This is a genomic window from Paenibacillus sp. JNUCC 35 (assembly GCF_058269095.1).
The window spans coordinates 6,072,249-6,089,919 of sequence record NZ_CM177771.1; the positions used below are offsets into that span (position 1 = coordinate 6,072,249).

The 17,671-nt window shown below is 53.8% G+C and carries 11 protein-coding genes; 8 read left to right on the top strand and 3 right to left on the bottom strand.

The genetic code is table 11. The annotated features are described in order from the left end of the window. Nucleotides 1-178 precede the first annotated feature (178 nt). The gene (locus AC2TF6_RS27530) at nt 179-1,564 is read left to right on the top strand and encodes a glycine--tRNA ligase (RefSeq protein ID WP_009677029.1); all 1,386 of its coding nucleotides are present in this window, start codon (nt 179-181) and stop codon (nt 1,562-1,564) included. 158 nt (nt 1,565-1,722) lie between these two features. On the opposite strand, the gene AC2TF6_RS27535 is transcribed toward AC2TF6_RS27530, so the two are convergent. Then, nucleotides 1,723-3,867 carry a methyl-accepting chemotaxis protein gene (locus AC2TF6_RS27535; RefSeq protein ID WP_491309341.1) on the bottom strand — a complete coding sequence of 715 codons (2,145 nt, stop codon included), beginning with the start codon at nt 3,865-3,867 and terminating at the stop codon, nt 1,723-1,725. 178 nt (nt 3,868-4,045) lie between these two features. On the opposite strand from AC2TF6_RS27535, the gene AC2TF6_RS27540 reads away from it, so the two are divergent. From AC2TF6_RS27540 to AC2TF6_RS27565, 6 genes are all read left to right on the top strand, one after another. Next, nucleotides 4,046-7,267, top strand: a complete 3,222-nt coding sequence (locus AC2TF6_RS27540; protein WP_491309342.1) for an FG-GAP-like repeat-containing protein — start codon at nt 4,046-4,048, stop codon at nt 7,265-7,267. Between the two features lie 123 nt (nt 7,268-7,390). Beyond that, entirely contained in the window at nt 7,391-7,642 is a 252-nt protein-coding gene (locus AC2TF6_RS27545) for an acyl carrier protein (protein ID WP_009677019.1), read from the top strand. A gap of 4 nt (nt 7,643-7,646) precedes the next feature. Beyond that, the gene (locus AC2TF6_RS27550; RefSeq protein WP_491309343.1) at nt 7,647-8,840 is read left to right on the top strand and encodes a class-II aminoacyl-tRNA synthetase family protein; all 1,194 of its coding nucleotides are present in this window, start codon (nt 7,647-7,649) and stop codon (nt 8,838-8,840) included. Nucleotides 8,841-8,851: 11 nt separating this feature from the next. Continuing rightward, nucleotides 8,852-9,757: a hypothetical protein gene (locus AC2TF6_RS27555; RefSeq protein WP_491309344.1), complete on the top strand. Its 906-nt coding sequence runs from the start codon at nt 8,852-8,854 to the stop codon at nt 9,755-9,757. 153 nt (nt 9,758-9,910) lie between these two features. Continuing rightward, nucleotides 9,911-11,062, top strand: a complete 1,152-nt coding sequence (locus AC2TF6_RS27560) for an MBOAT family O-acyltransferase (protein WP_491309345.1) — start codon at nt 9,911-9,913, stop codon at nt 11,060-11,062. 154 nt (nt 11,063-11,216) lie between these two features. Beyond that, nucleotides 11,217-12,185 (top strand): sugar phosphate isomerase/epimerase family protein, encoded by a 969-nt coding sequence (locus AC2TF6_RS27565; protein WP_491309346.1) that lies wholly within the window; start codon nt 11,217-11,219, stop codon nt 12,183-12,185. A gap of 77 nt (nt 12,186-12,262) precedes the next feature. Here AC2TF6_RS27565 and AC2TF6_RS27570 read toward each other — a convergent pair whose 3' ends face one another. After that, the gene (locus AC2TF6_RS27570; protein ID WP_009677089.1) at nt 12,263-12,463 is read right to left on the bottom strand and encodes a DUF2759 family protein; all 201 of its coding nucleotides are present in this window, start codon (nt 12,461-12,463) and stop codon (nt 12,263-12,265) included. Between the two features lie 303 nt (nt 12,464-12,766). Between AC2TF6_RS27570 and AC2TF6_RS27575 the strand changes: the two genes are divergently transcribed. Beyond that, nucleotides 12,767-14,383, top strand: a complete 1,617-nt coding sequence (locus AC2TF6_RS27575) for a nitrite/sulfite reductase (RefSeq protein ID WP_491309347.1) — start codon at nt 12,767-12,769, stop codon at nt 14,381-14,383. Nucleotides 14,384-14,640: 257 nt separating this feature from the next. Here AC2TF6_RS27575 and uvrA read toward each other — a convergent pair whose 3' ends face one another. Continuing rightward, on the bottom strand, nt 14,641-17,532 hold the full coding sequence (gene uvrA / locus AC2TF6_RS27580; RefSeq protein ID WP_491309348.1) for an excinuclease ABC subunit UvrA: 2,892 nt from the start codon (nt 17,530-17,532) through the stop codon (nt 14,641-14,643). Nucleotides 17,533-17,671 lie beyond the last annotated feature (139 nt).

Consider the following 17,671-nt stretch of genomic DNA (forward strand, 5'->3'; position numbering starts at 1 on the left):
CCCTAGGCATATCGGATGCCTGTGGGATTGGGGGCTTTTTCGATTGGGCGGCGGAAGGCTCCGTACGGATCTGCGGAGTCTGCTCAGACGGAAATTCCCATGACCCGGGCAGCGATCAGGCGATTTGGCTTGCATCATGTTTTACCCATTCCCGAAATACGCAAAGGAGCGAACAAAAATGAGCGTCAACATGGATCAAATCGTAGCTCTGGCCAAGCACAGAGGTTTTATTTTCCCGGGTTCCGAAATTTACGGCGGCCTGGCCAACACGTGGGATTACGGCCCTCTCGGCGTAGAACTGAAAAACAACGTGAAGCGCGCCTGGTGGAAAAAATTCGTCCAGGAGTCTCCTTACAACGTCGGTCTGGACGCCGCTATCCTGATGAACCCGCAAGCTTGGGTCGCATCCGGCCACGTCGGCAACTTCAACGATCCGATGATCGACTGCAAACAGTGCAAAGCCCGCCACCGCGCGGATAAAATCATCGAAAACGCTTTGGATGCCAAAGGCATCGAGCTCGTGGTGGACGGCTTGTCCTTCGATCAGATGAAAGCGCTGATGGACGAACACGAGATCGCCTGTCCGGACTGCGGCAGCCGCGATTTCACGGACATCCGCCAGTTCAACCTGATGTTCAAAACGTTCCAAGGCGTAACGGAGTCCAGCTCCAACGTCGTTTACATGCGTCCGGAAACGGCGCAGGGTATTTTCGTGAATTTCAAGAACGTACAGCGCACCATGCGCAAAAAGCTTCCGTTCGGTATCGGCCAGATCGGCAAAAGCTTCCGGAATGAAATCACGCCGGGCAACTTCACCTTCCGTACGCGCGAGTTTGAACAGATGGAGCTTGAATTCTTCTGCAAACCGGGCGAGGACATGAAATGGTTCGAGTACTGGCGCGCATACTGCCGCGACTGGCTCTTGAATCTTGGCGTGAAAGAAGCCAGCATCCGTCTGCGCGACCACTCCGATGACGAGCTGTCCCATTACAGCAACGCCACAACGGATATCGAGTACCGCTTCCCGTTCGGCTGGGGCGAGCTCTGGGGCATCGCCGACCGCACCGATTACGACCTGAAGCAGCATATGGAACACTCCGGCGAAGATTTCAACTATGTGGATCAGGAAGCGGGCAACGAGAAGTACGTGCCGTACTGCATCGAGCCTTCGCTCGGCGCCGATCGCGTAACGCTGGCCTTCCTGATCGACGCCTTCGAAGAGCAGAAGCTGGAAGGTGACGACAGCCGTACCGTGCTTCACCTTCACCCGGCGCTTGCTCCTTTCAAGGCGGCGATCTTCCCGCTTTCCAAGAAACTGTCCGAAGGCGCGCAGGCGATCTTCTCCGACCTGGCCAAAAGCTTCATGGTCGATTACGACGATACCGGCTCCATCGGCAAGCGTTACCGCCGTCACGATGAGATCGGCACGCCGTTCTGCATCACGTACGACTTCGAGTCCGAACAGGACGGCCAAGTTACCGTGCGCGACCGCGACACGATGGAACAAACCCGGATGCCGATCAGCGAGCTGAAGGCGTTCATCGAGAGCAAAATTCAGTTCTAAGGCAGCAGGGAGCTGATTAAAAAGCCCCTTATGGAGCGGGACAGCCAGAATCTAAAGGCTGCGCTCCGCCCCGCAAGGGGCTTCCTACATGAAAAGCCCGGCCACCGCAGGATGCTGCGTCGGCCGGGCTTTTTGCTATGCGGTTTATCGATTCGGTCCTACACCTTGAACTTCGTCAGCGAATCGCTCAACTGACTGGAAACGTCCTCCAGCTTCCCGGACAGGCGTACCAGCCCTTCGCTCACGCTCTGCTGCTCGCTGCTCAGGGAAGCGACTTCCTCGCTTGTCGCGGAAGATTGCTCCGCAACGGCACTCACGTTGGCCATCGCATCGGCAAGCGTTATCTGGGACTCGTTCAGATCGTTGATGGAAGTCGAGACCTCATCCAACTGGATGAGCAGATTGTCCATCTCGTTTTTCACGGAAGAGAACATCTGGTTCGCCTCCTTCACCGACTCCGTCTGTTCGCGGAACAGCGGATAAGCGGCCGACAGCGCTTCTACCGTAGCGTCCATCTCGCGCTGAATCTCCTCGGTGATCTGGGCTACGTTCACGATCGATTCTCTGGATTGGTCCGCCAGATTGCGAATCTCTCCGGCAACGACCATGAACCCCTTGCCCGCCGCCCCGGCGCGCGCCGCTTCAATACTCGCGTTCAACGACAAAATATTCGTCTGCGCGGTGATTTTCGTAAGCACATCCAGAATTTTGCGGATGGAGCTGGTGCTCTGCTTGAGCGTATCGACCCGGTCTACGAGAGAGTGGGTCATCTGCTCGCTCTGCAGGGTTTTCTGCGTCAGTTCATCCATCTGCTCGATGCCCCGCTCACTCATCTGCTGCACTTCGGAAGTGGCGATAGACATCCGGATGTTTTTCTCGATGACGTATTTCATCTGCTCGGAAATTTTAGAAGTCAGATCGTTTCCGTTCTCGGCCGCAACTGCCAGGCTTGTCGCCCCTCCGGCGATATCTTCCGTAGCCGTCGCGATTTCCCGCGCCGAAAGCGCGGTTTTCTTGGATGCGTCCGTAAGCTCCCGAGCCGTTTCGAGCACGCTGTCCGCCGAACGGTTCGTCTGATTGACGAGATCCGTGATTTTGCTCATCATGCCGTTAAAGCTCTTGCCCACTTGGCCGATCTCGTCCTGACGCTGCGTGAAGAGAGTGCGTACCGCCAGGTTGCCCTTCTCCCCTTCGTTCATCAGATGGCCCAGCTCGACCAACGGTTTGCCGATCCTGCGGCTCATAAACCAGCCGGCCACGACCGCAACCAGAGCGGAAATAATCGCCACCCAGACGGTCAATACGAAAATACTGTTCGCCTTTTCCGTGATTTCATCCAGCGGCGCGAAGCCGTAAATGAGCCAGCCCGTCTGTTTGCTTTTTGTATAAACGATCAGATTCTGTTCTCCGCTCACATCGGCCTTCGTACGGCCCTGATCCTGCAGTTGGCCTTCTAGTTTAACCTGTGCCTCCTTGCCGATCATGTCGGATTTCTCGGTCACCATCAGCTGGTGTTTGGCATTCATCGCTTCGATCCTGCCTGTTTGTCCAACGTGAACGCTGGAAAGCTGATTGTAGAGATAGTCCGTCTTGACCTCCAGCAGGACCATATAATTCCCTTGTCCGTAATCGTTCTTCATTACACGCGCGACACCGAATGTAGGGAAGGAAAGCTGTGTAAAATAGCCGTTGATTTTCGAATCGAACCAGACGGCCTTACCGTCTCCATCCTTCACGCTCTTAATGAGGGCGGCATTCTCCTGAATCAGCTTTTCCTGACCGTAGCCGGTAGGAACCCCTTTTTCCGTGACCGGAATAATGTAAATGCCCGCCAGATTCTCGTCCGTTTGCGAGTATTTCTTGAGGTTGCTGTCCAGATTCATCCGGGCGATGGCGACATCCGAATCGGATATATTCGGACGTGCAAGCTGATCCACCGAAGCGCCGACCGTTTTGTCGATCATGATATCCAGCGACATCTTCTCATAAGTCCGGAAAAGAAAATCAAGCTTTTCTCCCGTCTGGATAACGGTCTGTTGAGCCGCTTTCGATACTTCTTCTTCCACAACGCTGCTGGAAGTCTGGTAAGACAGCGTTCCCACAATGAGAACGGCGAACAGAATGCTGAGAAAAAAGATAACGAACAGCTTCGTTCCTACGGCTTTCAGCGCGGGAACCGAATTCCCGCCTCCCCCCGGGCCGGAAGGGCCGCCCGCCGCAGACTTATTAGGCGCAAGGTTCTGTATCTTTTTGACCGCGCTCCGCCAGCCTCCGGCTATCTTCTCACTCCACTTGTTACTCATAGCAACTCCCCATTTGTCAGAATGATTTCGGATTGTAAATATTCATCTTTCCTATATATCGGCGCTTGAGGTTTTATTTATGAACCTATTTTTCGGCAAAATTTTTCGGATTCGGCGAATGCGCGGAACCGCGGCGCAGCCGCCCCCAAAGTTAACAAACGGAGGGAGAAGTGCTATAATGGCAAGGATCATATACAAAAATCGAGGGATGAATTTGTCGAAAAAAAGAACCGCCATAGCGGTATTTTGCCTGGTCGCTCTTCTTTTGGCAGTCGGAGCGGTAGCCTTCCTCACCGGGAAGAAGGAGCAGGTCCGTCTGCTGTACGCAACCGGCGGCGATCGCTATGATACGGCGGCATTCGAACAGTTCCGGCAGTCGCTGGCGGCGAATCTAGAGCTTGAACGGAAGCCGATGGATGAAGTTTCGGCCCGCAAGCTACAATCGTACGATGCGGTCGTGCCGGATCCGGAGCTCGCAAACATGCCCGACAACGGATACATCCAGAAGCTCCAGGACTATGTGCAAAACGGAGGGCATTTGCTTCTCGACAATGCGTTCGCAAGCAAGTTTCCCGCCGATTTTCTGGGAGCCTATCAGACGCAGCTCATAGCGCCGCCGCAGGCCAAACCGCAGTTTCAATATCCGGCCGTGCCGGTGAACGCTCAAGGCATGCAGGAAGTCATCAAACTTTTCAGCGATAATTTCTTCAAACGGGAAACGATGGACAATCTTCCGGGCTTCTATTGGGGCTACGGCCTTGATCCTTCAACGGCGCAGCCGCTGGTTACGCTGAACGGACAAGCGCTCGTCGCCGTCAATAAGGTCGGCAAAGGAACGGTACTCCTGAGCAGCACCTTCCTGCCTAACCGCTACTTTATTACGGGCTACGATCTTCAAAGCGGCATGGACCCCGCGCAGGGGTTCGGTAGCCTGGCCGCCAAGTACGATCAGCAGCGGAGCCTGAAACCGGGCACCGCCTATTTCGACAAGAAAGACCTGAAGCTGGAGCCCTACTTCAACTTCGCTTTCTCGGCGGCCAACGCCCAGTTCCGCACGGAATTTGTCACTTACGTGTCCAAGGAAACCTTCGGGTACAGCGTGACCAAAGTACTCGGGCCTTACGGGCGTCCGGCCATGTCCTACCAGAACCATTTCGAGGCCATGCCGGCGTTCAAGGACAAGGAAGCGATTCAATGGGCGGAGCTGACGAAGAAGTACAATCAGATCCCGTCCTTCTCGCTGGTCCGCTCCGCCTTCTATTGGGGACAGTGGAAAGAGAGCGTCTCCGTCCACCTGAACGGCGGATCCAACGAGAAGCCGCAGTTCAGCGGGGAATCTCCCGCTTCCTACTACAGCAGCGGCATGCATCTGCAGTCCGAGGAAGGCGCCATACGCCTGGCGGAGTATCCAGACTACAAATCGCTGGCCGATCCCGTAGAAGGCCCGCACCGGCTTGTACCGGCGTTCGCGGACATCAACGGGGACGGGAAGGAAGACCTTCTCGCCGGCAGCAGCGACGGATACGTCTACGTGTATCCGAACCTCGGGCCGAAGCCCGAGGCTTACGAGCGCGATCCCGCGCCGGGCGGCCTCAAGCTGCCGGATGTGTACGGCAAGCCGGAGAAGCTGCTGCTGACGAATGGCCAGCCGCTCAAGACCGGTCCGCATGCTTCCGTGCATGCGGTGGACTGGAACGCCGACGGGAAGATCGACCTTCTCGTCAGCGATGCCACCGGGGCCGTGCAGATCGCGCTCGGCCAAGGCGGCGGGCGGTTCGCACCGCTAACCGCCCTGCAGGACCCGTCCGGGCCCATCAAGGTGCCCGGACCGGCTCTCGCGGCCGCGGGGGATCTCCGCGGCCAAGGCTTTCCGGACCTGGTCGTCGGAGACGCCGACGGCAAGGTCCGGGTGTACCGCGCGCCGCAGGCAGGCGCGCTGCGCCTCTCCGCCGGCGCCGTAGTCGCGGACGTCGGCGCCAAGTACGCCGCGCCGTCCGTCCGTGACATGGACGGCGACGGCCGGGCGGACCTCGTTGTCGGCAGCAACGAGGGGGATCTGCGCGTGTTCCGCCAGGAAAGCGGCGGAACCTTCACCGCCCAGGGAAGCGTAAACGGCGCCACGCTGAATCAGATGGGCACGAACGCCCTGGTCGGCGGACACAACTCCGTGCCGGTCTGGCACGATGTGAATCACGACGGTGTCGTAGACCTGATCGTCGGACAGCTGGAGTTCGGCTCGCCGGTTCCGGTCGATTCGCCGGCCTTCCCTTACAAGGCGGAACTGCAGGAGTTCCTGCAGTATACGAAGCAGAATCATCTCGAATTGTATCCGCACATATATGTGCACAATTTCGTCAGCGACGCCCAGGAGAAGCAGGAGATCGCCCTGCACAAGCAGGCGTTCGAGAAGCTCGGCCTTCCCTGGACGATGCCCGGAACGAACCAGCACACCTGGCGGATCAACTTCCCGGACCGGCTTCAGACACTCCGCAACGAGAACGAGCAGGGAATCTGGTTCAACTTTGGCTTTACGCCGTCACATACGCCTACAGAGCCCCGGCTCGGTACGGATTACATCTGGGGGCTTCCTTTCCTGCTGACGAAGGACAAGAGCGGCAGCGATCAGCCTATGTTGATTTACACGCCGGCTCCGGTGCTTCGCAAAACGGGCGAAATCTCTACGGTCGATATTTACGATTCTTATATTAAGCGCGATATGCCCATTGATTACTTCGAACACATTGAGTATCACTTCCCTGCTCGCGTAGGGGAACTGGAGGAATTCGCTTCCTTCCTCGATGACATTCGGAATCAGTACGATTATAACTTTATGACGGAAACCCAAATGGCCCGTTCCTTCCTGACTACCTTGACAACGCAGGTTACCGTGAAGCGCACCTGGGCCGACTATATCATGGACGAAGTGAAAGACCGGATTTCCGGCAAAGGCCTTCATCTGTCTCTCACGATCGGAGCGGATACATCCGCCGTGCCGAAACAGGCGGCCGAGTACGCCAATACGCCGGGCGTCGTGGTGGAAAAAGGCGAGAGATACGCGCCTTACTCCCTTGCCGCCAAGTCCGACGTATACACCGAACGCAGCGGCAAGCTGTACCTCGGCCTTGCCCGCGAGGCGCAGCTTCATATCGGCAAGCCTGCCGAGGAAGCTCACATTGTCCGTGCCAATGTGCCGTTCGAGCTGGATACCCGGGAGAGCGGCACCTGGAAGCTCAATTTGCAGGCGGCCGGTCTGCAGCAAATCAAAATCTACAGCCCGTCCGGGCTGACGATCCCGGGAAATCCGGCGGATATCAAGCTTGAACAAGATGCGGCAACCGGCATGTATACACTTACGCGTTACGGAGATAAGACGACCATAAGCCTGTCTCTTAAAAAATAAACGGAGGGGCCGGTTAACGCCGTCCCGCTCCCGAGTACAGCCGGTGCCTGCCGTTCCTACGGCCCATCCGGCTGTACGCCTTCTTTACACCAATCTATTCCTGCCTGGGAGGCCCGACTGACTATGGAAGAAATCATAAAGCAGCTGGAAGAACACATCAGAAGCCGCTATGAGATTGAAGAAGACGACGACGATTTCGGCGTAGATGTTCATCTGTTCGATTACGGCTTTATCGACTCGATGGGTGCCACGGCACTGATCGCTCATATCGAGCAAACGTACGGCATTCAAGTGACGAACCAGGATCTGATGCTGTATCCGATGAATACCGTTCGCGAGATCGCCCAATTCATTTCCACGAAAACCGGGAGGTAACACCATGGAATGCAAAATATCGCTGGAACGGCTTTCCGAAAGCCAGCACGGACAGGTTAAATACGCATCCGCTTTCGTGGATGAGCACATTCAGGAAATTTCCTTGGAAGACGGACATCTCCGGATCGTCCATACGTCCCCGAACGGCGACGAAGCGATCCGCGAACGCGTAGAGCGTCTTATCGAACGCTTCTCCAAGGGCGACTTCGGTTTTAAAGAAAACGTCCTGTTCCGCAACGAAGTTTCCGTTCCATACAGCGGTGACATTATTCGCGAACTCGTGGAGAGCAAGAGCATTAAGGTGCTGGAGCCGGGCCTGTTTATTTTCCGCGAGCCGTTCTCCTCTCTCATGCGCTTTCTCGACTATTCGTTCGTTACGAAGATTGCGAACCGCTTCCAGGTGAAGGAAGAGTCTTACCCGGCCGTGATTCACTCGGAGACCTTGAACAAAACGAATCACTTCACCTCTTTTCCGGAGCATATCCACTTCCTCACGCACCTACGCGAAGATTTGGATGTGATCGAATCCTTCTCCGACTCAATCCGTGCTACCGGCGGCTGGAAGGACGAGCTTCCGCTCGATCTGAACGCCACCATGCCGAAGCCTAAATTTACGATGAACCCGTCCACGTGCTACCACTGCTATGAAGGCCTGCAGGGTGAGACTCTCGAAGGAGACGGAATCGTAGTAACGGCTGTCGCGAAGTGTCACCGGTTCGAGTCCAAGAACCACACCGATTTCGGCCGCCTGCTCGATTTCTCGATGCGGGAAATTATTTTTGTGGGAAAACCGGATTTCGTGAAGGAAAATCGTCTGAAATCCATCGAATACATTAAAGAGCTTGCCGTAGAGTGGGAAGTCGACAGCTTGCTTGAAATTGCGAACGATCCGTTTTTCACCAACGATTTTCAGGTAAAAGCGTCCTTCCAGCGCAATCAGGAGATGAAATATGAACTGCGTTTGACGATTCCGTACCTGGACAAGTCCATCGCCTGCAGTTCCGTCAACTTCCACAGCAACACTTTCGGCAACGCCTTCGACATCAAAGTAGGCAAGCGTGCCGCCGTTACCGGCTGCGTAGGATTCGGCATCGAGCGCTGGGCGTTTGCATTCCTTGCTCAATACGGCATGGATGAAGCCAACTGGCCGGCGTCTTTCCGTGAGCAGTACCATGCTTGGCAACAAAAATCCCTATAAAGAGTGATCGTGTGAACATACTCGCTTTTTTCAAGAAGAACAGCTTCGTCCTGGGGCTGCTTCTTATTTTTGTGGTCGCTGAAGCTCTCGTCATGTGGTGGAATCCCCTTGAGACGAGCCGCCGGTTCGGTAAAGACGACTTTACGAAGACGCTCTACCATCACGGCTGGTCGCGCAGCGGAGCCGTATTTTACGGCAATTCCTCTGTTACGGGGGCGTATATCGAGGAGAAGTCGGCAGCCAAGCTCGTTGAAATGGGCTTATCCTACGGGAAGCTGACGGATTTGCAGCAGATTCTTCAGCGCGGATTATACTCCGTGAAAGATGAGCTGGTGATCGGCATCGATGTGCATACGCTGCTGGACAAAATGGAAACCGACTACCGGTTCCCGTGGAACAAGCCCTGGTACAAGCCGTACGTATACGCGTACCGAGCGGACTTCCTGGATGCGGGCAAGGAACTGGTCCGCAATCTGGCTTTTCAGGGGAGTCTCGCTTATGAGCCCCGCTGGATCGACAAGGAACTTTATCACGGATACGCTACGGAAGACGCGATGACCAAAAGCTGGGCCCGGTACGAGAAGGATTACAACTGGATGACGCTCAAGGACATGCAAGATAACCTGGACGCGCTCCAGTGGGTACTGGATGACGCCAAAGAGAAAGGGATTCCGCTTCGCGTCGTTTGGATGCCATTCCGTCAGGACCATGTGAAGCCTCCCTATACCGCTGCCATGAAGCAGGAAGTGAATGCGCGTCTCAAAGCCGCGGACGTTCCCGTGCTCGATCTCATGGACCGTTATGCGCCCAAGTACTTTCACGACCTCGTCCACCTTAACCGGGAGGAAGGGGCTCCCCTGTTTACGAAGGAGGTTGACGAATGGCTGCTTTCTTTAAGAAAACCTTCGAAATCCTGATTTATGTAGGAATGCTTTATTTGGTGCTCGTTTATTTTACCGGGCAAGGCTTGTTTATCTATGAAGGGTTTTAGCCCCAGCCTCCCCATGAGGTCTCACCTGTCCGCTTATGTGTTGACCCACTCATTCTCCGTCCGTTGAAGGAGTCCTGTTATGTTTTATTTGAACATGAACGCGCTGCTTGCCATGTGCGGCATGGTGTTCGTGCTGATGGCGACGAGAAAATGGCCGCAGAACAAACGCATCCTGATGCTGCTGTTCAACCTCGGCTTTCTTTTTCTGTGGAGCGGCAAACTGTTTGCGTTCTATATCGCCTATACGCTGCTTAATTATATATTCTTCGTCTATTTGTGCCGTACACCCGTCTGGCGGAAATTTGCGTTCGCGCTGTTCATTCTCGCCAATATAGGCGCTGTCGTCCTGTTTCACATGCTCGGCAAGCAGGGCTCGGTTTCGCTTTTGGCAGACGGCGTAATGACACTCGGCATCATGTTCAACGTGCTCAAAATCATCGATGCGCTGTATTTCGCCTATTTCTTCGGCAAAGATGGGCAAGCCAAGGTTATCGACTATGTGAACTACATTTTGTTCATTCCCACGTTTACCTCCGGTCCGATCTTAAAGTTCCGGGACTTCATGGCCGATGTAAAAGTGCCTTACAAAGTCGATGCGCCCCAGTTTGAGGCGGGCGTCAAACGGATTATTTTGGGCCTTTTCAAAAAAGTCGTCGTGGTCGTCTGGATGACCGATCTGTTCAACAAAGTGATGGACCAGGAGCTTCATACCCATCAGAGCCTCTTCTTGATGATCTGGTTCTACCTGATGATTTACATGGACTTCTCGGGCTATTCGGATATCGCCGTCGGCTTCGGCCGTCTGATGGGCTTCACGATTCCCGAAAACTTTAAGAAACCGTTCCTCTCTCCCACCCTTACTCAGTTCTGGCGGAACTGGCACGCTACCTTGGGAGATTGGTTCCGCGATCATATCTTCATTTTCTTTTCCCGCAAAACGCCATCCAAGCTCATGACCGCCGGGCTTTCGATTTTCATTATGACGCTGATGGGACTGTGGCACGGCTTCTCGTGGCTGTTTCTGATCTACGGGGTTTATCACGGGGTGATTATCGCGATTGAGAATCTGCTCGGCAAGACGACCGTCATCCGCAGAAAGGTTTCCAAGCCTTACTTCTACATGCGATGCCTGCTGACCCAAGCTCTTGTCGTCGCGGCCATTATCATTAACTTGAATACCCCCGACGTGGTCTTACGTGTTTACAAAGGTCTTTTCCATCTCCCCTTCTAAAAGAGGCAGGTGGGAAGACCTTTTTGTTTTTCGGAAAAGCAAACCGGTTTTCCCTGACTGGAACTTGTTACGGCTGTGCGCTTCATTTCCCGGCAAAGCGGTGATATAATAAGTGTACGCGCGTTCTTTTTATAATCCGTGGAGGTGTACAACAATGAAACTAGGCGTGTTTGCCGTCCTTTTCGGACAAAAACCTCTAGAAGAAGCACTCGATTACATTGCAGAAAAAGGCCTTGAAGCCGTTGAAATCGGTACCGGCGGTTACCCGGGCAACGCTCACTGCAAGCCCGAAGAACTGCTTGCCGACGAAAGCAAGCTAAAGGCATTTAAACATGCGTTCGATTCCCGAGGCCTGACGATTTCCGCGCTCAGCTGCCACGGTAACCCGCTTCATCCTCAGAAGGCGGTAGCCAAACAGTTCCACGTCGATTTTATCCGTACGCTAGAACTGGCTGAAAAGCTTGAAGTCCCTGTCGTAAACGGATTCTCCGGCTGCCCGGGCGATCACGAGGATGCCAAATATCCGAACTGGCCCGTAGCTCCCTGGCCGAACGATTTCCAGGAAATTCTCGACTGGCAGTGGACAAATAAAGTCATCCCTTACTGGACCGAAACCGGTAAATTCGCTTCGGACCGCGGTGTGAAAATCGCCCTTGAACTGCACGGCGGTTTCTCCGTTCATACACCGGGCACCCTGCTCCGTCTGCGTGAAGTAGCCGGCGAAGTGATCGGCGCGAACCTGGATCCGAGTCACATGTGGTGGCAGGGGATCGACCCGGTTCAAGCTGTTCAAATTCTCGGCCGTGAAAATGCGATCCATCATTTCCATGCCAAGGATACTTCGATCGATCCGATCAACGTGAATAAGCACGGCATCACGGATATGCAGTCCTACTCGCTTATGCTGGATCGCGCTTGGCAGTTCCGTACCGTCGGCTACGGCCACGACATGAAGACATGGGCGGATATCATCAGCGCCCTGCGTCTGGTCGGTTACGACTATGTCGTGAGCATTGAGCACGAAGACGGCCTGATGTCGGTTAACGAAGGCTTCACGAAAGCCGTTGAGAACTTGCAACAGATTCTTATCAAAGAACCGCTCGGCGACATGTGGTGGGTGTAACTGTACAAAAAGAAAAGCCTCTTATCGGAAGATAAGGGGCTTTTCTTCATGCGCTGCTATTTGTAAGCGGCAGCTTGTTACCAGCCTTTGATCATGACGAAATCCATGAAAAGGAATACAGCCAAGCTAACCAACGCAAATGCGATCGCGAAAACGTTTTTTCTTTTGGCCGCGAACAGACGGACCAAGCCGATTGCGATCAAGATCGTAAAAATGATCACAAATGGATCGAATCCGGAAAAACTGGATGCTTGTGCTGCCTCTTCTGCAAATAACATTGAGAGACCTCCTTCATTTATCCAACCAGGTAACCTAACGAAATAGCCTTTTACTCTCTATGTTAGCTCTATCGGGGTGAAGATGCAAGGCCCTAGTCTTGATGTTAACAAGTTTGTCACGATTTATTCATTTCTATGAATAGGGAGGGTAATTATAAACAAAACCTGTCTCTTTCATAATAATTGTTTATACCCGCTTTTGCCCCGCACGGATTTACGCCCTGACCTAAATATGATACGATCAACCTATCCTATATCACACTTTTTCTATCGGAATTACGTATAAAAAGGGAGGTCCCACGCATGGCTTATCAACCGATCTGGACTCAAGACACGTCGAAGCTGAACAAGATGGAACTCGTCAAGCTTCAAAAAGACGGACTCGATGTGATTCGTACCATTATTGAAAAGTATGCTCTGGAAGGATACGATTCCATTCCTGAAGACGATATGAATTTGTTCAAATGGGCCGGTGTTTATCAGCAAAAGCCCAAGGACGGCCATTTTATGATGCGCGTCCGCATCAACTCCGGCGTATTGACCAGCGCTCAAGCTCGTGCACTCGCCGGCATTGCGGAAGATTACGGACGGAATCTGGTCGACGTCACCACGCGTCAGGCGATCCAGTTCCACTGGTTGACCGTTGAGAACCTCCCCGATATCTTCAAAAGGCTGGAAGAAGTCGGCCTATATTCTTATGAAGCTTGCGGCGACTGCCCGCGTACGATTGTCGGCAATCCGCTGGCAGGTATCGATCCCGATGAGCTTATGGACACGACTGCCCTGGTAAATGAAGTAAACGATTTCTTCCTAATGAACAAGGATTTCTCCAACCTGCCGCGTAAATATAAAATGTCGATTTCCAGCAACGTATATAACTCCGCTCATGCTGAAATTAACTGCCTCGGTTTTACACCGGCCGTTAAAATCATTGACGGAGAAGAAGTACTCGGCTTCCATGCTTGGGTCGGCGGCGGTCTTTCCGCGAAGCCCCATCTGGCCAAACAGCTTGACCTCTTCGTGCGTCCGGAAGAAGTGCTGAAAGTCGCTACCGGCGTAACGGTTATTTTCCGTGACTTCGGCTATCGTGAGAAGCGCCACCATGCGCGCCTGAAGTTTCTCGTGGCCGATTGGGGCCCGGAGAAATTCTTGGAGAAGCTCATCGAGCTGATCGGACCTATGCCAACCCGCGGAGAGGAGAAAGTCGCCGGCTGGACAGCGGCTTATTTTGACGGCGTTCACCCTCAAAAGCAGGATGGCTACAGCTATGTCGGCTTGAACGTTCCGGTAGGCCGTCTCAATGCGGAAGAGCTGCGCGAACTGGCCCGCATCTCGGACCAGTACGGCCAAGGCACGATCCGCACGACCATGTCCCAGAACATCATTCTGTCGGATATCCCGAACGACCGGGTGGACGATGTTCTCCAAGAAACCGTGCTGCAGCGTCTGACGCCGTTCCCAAAACGTTTCATGAGCCGGACGGTATCGTGCACAGGCAACGAATTCTGCAACTTGGCGATCGTCGAAACCAAGGAACGCGCACGCCGCGTTGCCGAGTACCTGGACGCCAATGTGGAACTGGATGAAGAAGTCCGCATCCACTTCATCGGCTGCCCGAACGCCTGCGGCCAGAAGCAAATCGCGGACATCGGCTTGCAGGGTACGCTCGTTAAAACGCCGGACGGTCCGGTAGATGCGTTCGATATCGCGGTCGGCGGTATCCTCGGTCCCGGCGCCCAGTTTAACACCGGGCTAAAAGGCCGTGTTAAAGGGGACGATGTAGGCCCGGTGCTCGCCGAGCTTATCCGTTTCTACAAGGAAAATCGCAGTCCCGAGGAAACGTTCCATCAATTCTTCCTCCGCGTAGGAGCACCTGCATTCCAGGCGAAATTGACGGAAATCCTTACGGTAGCTTCTTAATTTGAAAGGATGGGGATGAGCTGAATTCGGATGCATTTGCCGACCACAGCACCCCTTATGCTCATACAGAGCTTTCATGAATCCCATATATTCTTAAAGAACTACAGAAAACGGGCAAGATCGTCCCAAAGCGATCCTGCCCGTTTTTCTTTATTTACTTGCCATCCAACGCAAAAGAAGCAGGAGCAAAGCGAATCACCGCTTTGTTCCTGCTTCCTTTTTTGCTTAGAGGCAAGGTGCCCGAGAGTACGCCTGCCTTAGCTGACCGCGTCCTCCAGCAGCTCCTTCGCGCGCTCGGCGTAGTCGTCCGAACGCTTGCGGTCGCGGTCCAATATCGGCTTGAGATATTGGCCGGTATAGGAGCCTTCGACCTTGACGACGGCTTCCGGAGTACCGGCTGCGACGATTTCACCGCCGCGGCTGCCTCCCTCAGGGCCCAGATCGATCAAATAGTCGGCTGTTTTGATTACATCCAGGTTATGCTCAATAACCAGAACCGAATCGCCGTTCTCAACTAGACGGTGAAGCACTTTCAGCAGACGGTCGATATCGTGAATATGCAGACCCGTTGTCGGCTCATCCAGGATATAGATCGTCTTGCCTGTACTGCGGCGGTAAAGCTCCGCCGCCAGCTTCACACGTTGGGCTTCCCCGCCGGACAAAGTCGTTCCGGGCTGTCCGAGCTTCATGTAACCCAAGCCTACATCCAGAAGGGTATAAAGCTTGCGGTGAATCCGCGGTATATTCTCAAAGAATTCGCAGGCATCTTCTATCGTCATATCCAGGATATCGGAGATGCTTTTACCTTTATAGTTGACTTCAAGCGTTTCACGGTTGTACCGTTTGCCTTTGCAGACTTCACACGGCACATAGACGTCCGGAAGGAAGTGCATCTCGATTTTGATAATCCCGTCGCCTCTGCACGCCTCGCAGCGTCCGCCCTTCACGTTAAAGCTGAAACGGCCCTTCTTATAACCACGGATTTTCGCTTCCGTTGTGGAAGCAAAGAGATCGCGGATATCATCGAAGACTCCTGTATACGTTGCCGGGTTGGAACGGGGCGTCCGTCCGATTGGCGATTGATCGATATCAATCACCTTGTCCACGTGCTCCAGACCCTTCATTTCACGGTACAGACCCGGACGCACTTTGGCTTTGTTAAGATCGCGTGCCAGTGTCTTATACAGGATCTCGTTAATCAAGGTACTTTTACCCGATCCCGATACGCCCGTTACGCACGTAAATACACCCAGTGGGAATTTCACGCTTACGTTGCGCAGGTTATTTTCCTTGGCTCCTTTAATCTCGAGCCATTTCCCGTTCGGCTTGCGCCGCTCCGCCGGAATCGGAATGAATTTTTTACCGCTCAAATACTGGCCCGTCAGGGAGTTGTCATTGTTCATGATCTCTTCCGGCGTACCTTGAGCGATGATTTGTCCGCCGTGAATACCCGCACCCGGACCGATATCGATAATATAATCGGAAGCCATCATGGTGTCTTCGTCATGTTCCACAACGATCAGTGTGTTGCCCAGATTTCTCATATGCTCCAGCGTCTGAATCAGGCGCGTATTATCACGCTGGTGAAGACCGATACTCGGCTCGTCCAGAATGTAGAGGACACCCATCAGCGATGACCCGATTTGGGTAGCAAGCCGGATACGCTGGGCCTCGCCCCCGGATAACGTTCCCGCTGCCCGGTGCAGAGTCAAGTAATCGAGTCCGACATTTACCAGAAATCCTAGGCGCGCTTTGATTTCTTTAAGAATCAGGTGGGCAATGGTCCGCTCTTTCTCGGACAGCCCTCCGTCAAGATCCTCAAACCAGTTCTGAGCTTCTCCGATGGAGAGCTCTGTCGCATGGGAAATGTTGGTTCCCCCTACCGTTACGGCAAGGGTTTCCGGTTTAAGACGCTGGCCTTTACATTTCGGACATGGCTTGGAGCTCATGTACGCCTCAATGTGTTCCCGGATTCCATCCGAGAAAGTGTCGCGGTAACGGCGCTCCAAATTTCTTACGATGCCCTCAAACGGCACGTAAGCGTCCTTGACGGTTCCAAATTCATTCTGATAACGGAAGCGGACACGCTGTCCGTCTGTGCCATACAGAATGATTTTGAACTGCTCCTGGCTCAGTTCCGACACCGGAACATCCATCGGAATCTGATAGTGGCTGCAAACGGCCGCCAGGAATTGAGGGTAGTAAGTGGATGTGCTTCCCGCCCAAGCTTCAAAAGCTCCCTGGTTGATCGTCTTGTTCGGATCGGACACCAGAAGATCCGGATCTACAATCATCTGGCTGCCAAGACCGTCACACTCCGGGCAGGCTCCGAACGGACTATTAAAGGAAAACATACGCGGAGACAATTCATCAATGCTGAACCCGCACTCCGGGCAGGCTAGATTCTGGCTGAAGAGCAGTTCTTCCTGGTCGATAATATCGACGATAATGCGGCCTTCGGACAGCTTCAGCGCCGTCTCCAGGGAATCCGCCAACCGGCTTTGAATATCGTCTTTAACGACGATACGGTCAACAACGACTTCAATGTTGTGCTTTTTGTTCTTCTCCAGCGTAATCTTGTCGGAGAGATCCATGATTTCTCCGTTAACACGCACACGGACGAAACCCTGTTTCTGAATATCGGCCAGCAGCTTGGTGTGCTCGCCTTTCCGTCCGGAAACAAGCGGAGCCAAGATTTGCAGCTTCGTCCGTTCCGGATATTCCATTACCCGGTCGACCATTTGTTCGACGGTCTGGGAAGTAATCTCAATGCCGTGTACGGGGCAGTGCGGTTTCCCGATACGCGCGAAGAGAAGGCGCAGGTAATCGTAAATCTCCGTAACGGTTCCAACCGTAGAACGGGGATTCCGGCTGGTGGTCTTCTGGTCGATCGAGATCGCCGGTGAAAGCCCTTCGATGGAATCGACGTCCGGCTTGTCCATTTGTCCTAAAAATTGCCGCGCATAAGCAGACAGCGATTCAACATAACGGCGCTGTCCTTCCGCATAAATGGTATCGAAGGCCAGGGACGACTTCCCGGAACCGCTGAGTCCCGTAAGCACGACGAACTTGTCGCGCGGAATGGTCACATCAATGTTTTTCAGATTGTGTGCCCGTGCCCCTTTAATGACTATGTTTTCTCTGGCCACCTTGTACGTACACCCTCTCTATTCGCAGGCCGTCCAGTCCTTTCCCCGGAACATCTGAAAGGTTCCCTTCCCGGGTTCTAAGGCTGAGCTTCCTGTTAGTTAATCTCTTTGATACTCCACACACTTCAAAATCCAGTCT